The organism is Mesorhizobium sp. B2-8-9 (assembly GCF_006439475.1).
Taxonomy (GTDB): domain Bacteria; phylum Pseudomonadota; class Alphaproteobacteria; order Rhizobiales; family Rhizobiaceae; genus Mesorhizobium.
The window spans coordinates 23,432-29,863 of the sequence record NZ_VFTQ01000049.1; the positions used below are offsets into that span (position 1 = coordinate 23,432).

The window sequence follows — 6,432 nt, forward strand, 5'->3', positions numbered from 1 at the left end:
AGTGACAATGAACGAGAACGAGATCCTGGAGCGTGGTGCGGCGCTCGGGGTCAGCGCATGGTCGGATGCATTGGACGAACTCGGAATCAAGGGGACTATTCAGGGCATCGCGCGACGGAGCGGCAGCGGCTGCATGATCGGCTTCGCGGTCACTGCGCGCGAATTAACCGGTGTATTGGGCGATTTTGAGAAGGCCGACTTCGCGGTCGGCCAGCTGATTGAAGCGACGGGCCCTGGCAAGGTGTTGATGGTGGATATGAACGGTGAGCCCATTTCGACAATGGGCGGTCTTGCCGCCATAGCCGCAAAAAATCGGCAGGCTACGGCTGTCGTGATAGACGGCGCCTGCCGAGACTTAGATGAAATTCGCGAAACGGGACTGTGGCTTTCAAGCCGGTGGGTTGCACCTACAACGGGCAAAACCCGGGTGAAGCTTCTTCCAATTGGTTGTGACATCATGATGGGGGGTATTTCAGTATCACAAGGAGATCTTGTGATCGGTGATGATACGGGAATTATGGCTGTACCGCGTGCCCGAGTAGAAGAGATTCTGGCGAAAGCAGAGAGAATAGTAGCTATTGATGCGCAGGTGGAAGAGCGTATTCGCGCGGGCGAGAGTTTTGGCTCAGCCGCTGCTGCGGCCGGCTATATTCCAGCGCGCAAGACTTGAACAATAGCATGACGAGATTGGCCGCGATGACGCTTTCCGCGCGCGAGAATGTCGCCTGCCGCTGGTTAATCTTCTGACAAAGGACAAGGCGGTAGGGTGCGTTCAATCGCCCATATTTGAGCATGCCCGCCTTTACAGCGTCGTGGTCGATAGGTGCAACACTCAGATTCTCGCGCCCCACCGTGGCTCGGCTGCCTAAGAGTGAGTCGGCGGCCGAAGCCGCAATGGGCGACCTCGCTTTCCTGCCGAACAACAGGCTCGACAAACTCTTAGAAGCGACAGCGGTGGAGGAGGCATTATTAATGCCGTGGCGCGGAGTGGCCGGCGCTTCGGATTGGGTAGCTTCAGCGGGCATGCTTGCCTCCAGTGTGAGAGTTTAGCGACCTCACTTTGCCACAGCGCAGGTCGCTATCCACCTCATAGGATTTGGACTCGTTGCCCTGCAGCTACCTCGATGTCCTTGCCGCCACAACAGACAGTAACTATCGGTATTATTTGCGGGCGACAATGACGAGGCGAGGACCATCGGATGTAAACGCTGCGCCTTCCTCCCCATAAGCGTCAACACTTTCGAATCCCGCGCTCCGCAACATGCGAGCGCATTCCGCAAACCCATAGAGTCTAAAATAAAGATGGGTTCGTCTAACGCACCCATTGCGAACGATAAGCCTATCGCAATGCCGACGACCGGTTAGCACCTCGGTGCTCATCATATCGATTCTTAGATCGTCATTACGCTGTGCAACGTAACAGGTAGGCGCCCCGTGGCTTGGCACAGCGAAAATATTTAAGTGATCGATGAGCAGACGCCCGCCTTTTCGAAGTGAGGAGGCGGCTTCACGAAGAACTCTCTCATTGTCCGCGTCGCTGAAATAACCAAACGTCAAATGCCACAGAAAGGCTGCGTCAAATCCATCCCGCCAGGGAAGAGAACGCATGTCGCCAAGAACATATTCGACATCCATCCCGCTTTCTGCCGCATCTGCTTTGGCTTTTTTCAGCAGGATCGGCGAGATATCCAATCCGGTTACCCGCGCTCCTTTCTCCGCCAACCGGTTGGTAATCCGCCCATAACCACATCCGAGTTCAAGAACTGGGCTGCCTTGTGCGAGACAAAGAAGCTTCCAAATTGCGTCTGCTTGCCTGTCACTCGCTTCTGGCGAATGTACGACGTCTCCAAAGTACGAGTAATCCTCATTGAAATATACATCATGTTCATCCGAGCGCTCCGTCGAGCACAATTTATTTGATCTGCCGGTCATACGTTCAAATCTCCAATTTAATTTCGATCAAGTGTACATTGTAAACCGTTGACATTTCTGTAGGTTTTTTGGCTTACCAGAATTCACCTTCGCAAGAGACGGGAAGTCTTCGAACTGTTTTCTCGGTCAGGGAGCAAGCTCTCCAGATGGCCCACGGTGTCGATGAATGAGATCGGCAAACGGGCAATGGAAGATCGCTCGCAAAACGTGTGCCCATGGCTGATAGGTCATTGTGAATGTGGCCTAACTGTTGGGAGGGATGAACAAGCAGTGGAAATGCGTACCCTTGCGTGGTGACATCGAGGTGATTTCCGCCTGCCGTTTGACGGCCTTAGCGGTGCATTCCGCAGTCAGCACGTCTTCTGGCAAAGCGATGACGACAGGACCGGGAACGTCCGTCGTAGCTGCCTGCAGCGAACGCAGCATTGTCTCTGCGGCGTTCTGGAACTGTGATTTCGGCTGTCCATTTGCCGATCGAGCCGAACATATCGCACTCGATTCTGGAAAGGACTCCCGGCGCAGGTCTTGCGCCGCGACTTGCCCCACAATGAGGATAAAGGCGACGCCGTCCAGTTGGGCCGCATGTACCGCAATGAGGCGTTAGGAGCGCCAAGACCGCGGCTGACACAGGCGACGCCGGGCCGACCCGAAGCCTTGCGTCGGTAAGCGCCATGAAATCTGCACCACTTTCAAAAGACAGTTTCGACATCGCTCCGCCCATACAGTGCGTCAAGGAGGCCAAGTTAGCTCTCGCCAGGCACGCAGAACACGCGATCTATCTTATGTGGAATAAATGTATCGACGATATGCTCGCCAACAGTTGCCATATGCAGAACTCCATTAATCGGTGCAATTTGACTTCTTCTGTCAAATCCGCCAGACGCAGGCGAGGGTAGGCCAGCCAAAGTGACTGGAAGGCTCGAATGTATCAAAATTCCACACACTGTGTTTGCGCAGCCAACCCTTTTGTCGCAGCCACCCGCTGCGAGGAAGTGCCGGACTCATCCTAATCAGACACTATAACTTCTAGTTACATACGGTGAACTCATAAGGCGTACAAAACTGCTATAATACACAGTAAACTCAACCGCGTCGCCGACTTTAAGTAAAGTTGCACCGGGCGTTTGTTCAACAATGGTGTGATCGCTACTGCTATCTATCACCCGCAGGTCGCTTTGAATCGGGCGCAGTGCGCGAATATCCGTATCAAGATTCCCTATCTCAAGCAGCGCGATTGGTCGATCACATAGAACCTTGGTTTGGATCACCTTGATTTCAAGCACGGCGGTATCCGTCGCGAGTCCGGGCAGAGCCGGCGTGTCGTCGACGCTAGTTAGACGCCCGATGATTGGCATTGTTCCCAATCGAAGATGATTGAGACCTGACGGAACAAATCCGGACTTGAGAATGTGATCATACACAAGCGAGGTGGCGAACGACTTAGCCTTCAAAACACGTCCAAGCGCACTTTCTACCTCGTTGCATATCTCTCCAAAGCGCCCCAGGGTGGTCTCCACGAAGGCCGGGTCGCTTGCATGCATAAAATAAATACCCAATCCGTAAAGCTCAACATGCGCCATCCTCTCGACTTCATCGCAGGCGCGCAGAAGCTCATTGGGCTGAAAGCCTTCCCGGCCGGTACCGAGGTCAAGCATGAGGATTACACGATGCGGAGCAGGCGGCCGTAATTGTTCGACCTTCCGGATCGTATCCAGATCGGATTGCAAACTGCCATTGCACAATTCCACCATTCGCTCACGCTGGTCCGGCGCTGGCGACCGAAGAAGCCAGAATTCCCCTTCTATGTTTGCCTCTCTCAGGCGCTCGAGGTTGCTCATCCGGGAATCCCCAAACTGCGAGATGCCGGCGGCCGCAATCGCCCGAACTATGTTGGGGTCACCGCAGCAGCTTTTGACAACGACCATTAAGGAATGGCCGTTGTGTCGCAAAGCTTCCCGAATAATTGCTGCATTGTGGGTGATTTTCTGAAGTTCAATTTTTAGAAGTGGGCCGAAGCTCATCACGGCGTTCCGATCCTTCTCCTGAGTTTGCGCGGTACCCCCAGATTGCTCATTGTTTCTCTCTTTTCGATGCCCGTGGCCTCTTGTACGTATGGCAGACCATTACCTCTTGTGCCCTCAACCAGGATGAATGCTCTCCTTGCCATGGGTTGTTGGTTCCGATCTTGCATGCTTGGGCTGCAGGTCCGATCGTCAGGTCTTTTATGCGCACCTGACCTCTATATTTATAGCGTTGTCAGGAGCTCCTCAGTGTGAAGATACTGCAAAATAGTTTGAAGAAAAACGATCGTGGTCGAGTAGGGCAGCCATTCGGCTTTCGCCCTCACAGGTCCTGGCGGGCGGATTTCCCGCATCAATGTGCTCAAACACATTTGATGCGTAATGTGGCTTCGGTAGAAATGGTGGCGTCACAGGAGTCGCGGCGATCGCCGGAAGGTAGAGAATGCAATCCGGGGCCATAATCAAAGGTTCGCATGGCTGCACGCCAGGATCGGTCCTCGGCGATCGCTTCCGACCTGTTCAGGCTATGGGAATTTGCCGCGCATTTCAAGGAAGTCAAAACTCCGAGGTGATCCGATATGCAACGTCACGACGTGCCGCACTCGAACACTTCCTCAACGACGGACGGGCGAACTCGATTCCACTATCGTCGCGCGCCACCATCAGGCCGCAAACAAAAAATCAGAAAGGTCTCTTCGTTGGCTCCGAAGGCAGTGGACGTGTGTGGGGACCATAGCAACCACGTCGCAGACGGCAAAAAAAGTGAACGGTATTCATCCAATCGTCTAGCTCCAGCAAACCCTTCAGCGCATCGCCAAGGGGCTGGACAATCGCCCGCATCGATCGGCTCGTGTGGTGGAACTTCAGCCGGATACGCTAGGAGCTAACGGCTCCATACCCCCCGTCCCGAGCAAAACCTCGCAACCGATTCTTCAAACGAATTTACAGAAACTTTGCAGTCGTCAATCGCCGAATATAGTACGTTCTCCGCAGCGTCTGTGATCATGCAAAACTGAAACAGCTGATCCCAACTTACGCTCGGACTACCGCACAGTATGCAACGGAGGTCGACGGAGATGGCAAGAAGAGCGCTCATCCTAGTTGAAGGCCATAGGGGCAATGGTCTGCAATACATCCAGGAGGCCCAGCGTCTCGGGCTTGATCCAATTGCCCTAGCGGCAGATCCAACCCAGTACGACTATCTTGCCGCAGAAAGCATTGAAGCTATTCGGATCGATACAGGCAATCTCGATGCGCTGGTCCGCGAATGTCACCGGCTGAGTGCTATATATGACATTGCTGGCATTACTGGCTTTGCGGGCGGCGATGAATCTGCCTCTGTGACAGTCGGCAAGCTCTGTCGACAGTTCGATCTACCGGGGCCGAACCCCGCATCAATCGAACGTTGCTGCGACAAATTCGTTCAACATCAGCTCCTCGCGGAGGCCGGCGTTCCAATGCCGGCTTATCGCTTGGCAACGGATGCGGCGGGGGTAGAAAGCTCTGCCGCGGAGATCGGCCTTCCGGTGATTGTTAAGCCAGCGGTAGGCAGCGGCAGCATCGGAGTCCGATTGTGCCGCAATGCTGATGAAGTGGCCGAACAAACAAGCTATTTGTTGAGCGGCAAGCACATATGGCGATCCTCCCCGAGGATACTGGTCGAGGAATTCGCACAAGGCCCCCATTATAGCGTCGACACAATGGGGAATGAGGTCGTTGCCATTGCCATCGCTGACTTCGGCCTCCCGCCTCATTTTGTCTGTCATAAGTACACCTATCCGGCCGTGCTGACTGATGACGAAGATAAGCGTATCGTCGAAGTCTCGCTGAGCTGTCTGCGGGCTCTCAACCTCGGCTGGGGGCCAGCGAACATTGATCTCCGATGGACGAAGCTTGGCCCAGTCGTGATTGAAGTTAATCCACGCCTCGGTGGCGCTCCCGCACCTCAACTGGTTCAGCTGGCTTACGGTGTCGATCTTATCTCCGAGCACATCAAACTTGTCATTGGCGAAGAATGGGATTTACGCAGAAAGCGTTCCCACATTGCGGCCGCGCGGATCATGATTCCCGACCGCGATGGTATCCTCAATTGGATCAAAGGCGGCAATCGGGCGGCTGCGGTACCAGGTGTCGCCGAGGTCAAGTTGCATGTCGAACCCAAGGCGCTGATCATCAGGAAAGGCGATTACCTGGACCGCATCGGATTTGTTACCGCCGCTTCACCCAGCCTTGCTCGGACGGAAGCCATACTTCAGCGTGCAGTCGACTTAATCGATTGGTCGATCACACCATTCCTGACCACTGGCGAACCGGAGCAATCTGCAGAACGCCATCCTCCCCTTCGCTAGCTCTAGATGACACTGACACTGCATTTGAGGATTGCTTCATGTTTCATGTGTTCAGTAAGACCGTATGTCCGCTTCTGCCGGTGAGGTGGCTCACCCTACACTGCGCGTCCGAGGGTTGCTCGGGCGGTCCG

Annotated in this window: 4 protein-coding genes; 2 read left to right on the top strand and 2 right to left on the bottom strand. The window is 54.5% G+C overall.

Annotated features, from left to right (window positions below):
* Positions 1-7 precede the first annotated feature (7 nt).
* Positions 8-670 carry a hypothetical protein gene (locus FJ423_RS32095; protein ID WP_198327544.1) on the top strand — a complete coding sequence of 221 codons (663 nt, stop codon included), beginning with the start codon at positions 8-10 and terminating at the stop codon, positions 668-670.
* A 491-nt stretch (positions 671-1,161) separates the two neighbouring features.
* Here FJ423_RS32095 and FJ423_RS32105 read toward each other — a convergent pair whose 3' ends face one another.
* Together FJ423_RS32105 and FJ423_RS32115 are read right to left on the bottom strand one after the other, a co-directional pair.
* Entirely contained in the window at positions 1,162-1,932 is a 771-nt protein-coding gene (locus FJ423_RS32105; protein WP_084016108.1) for a class I SAM-dependent methyltransferase, read from the bottom strand.
* 1,010 nt (positions 1,933-2,942) lie between these two features.
* Positions 2,943-3,953, bottom strand: coding sequence for an alanine racemase (locus FJ423_RS32115; RefSeq protein WP_084016112.1), 1,011 nt, complete (start codon positions 3,951-3,953; stop codon positions 2,943-2,945).
* A 1,076-nt stretch (positions 3,954-5,029) separates the two neighbouring features.
* On the opposite strand from FJ423_RS32115, the gene FJ423_RS32120 reads away from it, so the two are divergent.
* Complete coding sequence (locus FJ423_RS32120; RefSeq protein ID WP_064994946.1) at positions 5,030-6,301, top strand: acetyl-CoA carboxylase biotin carboxylase subunit family protein; 1,272 nt, start codon at positions 5,030-5,032, stop codon at positions 6,299-6,301.
* The last annotated feature ends 131 nt before the right edge of the window (positions 6,302-6,432 follow it).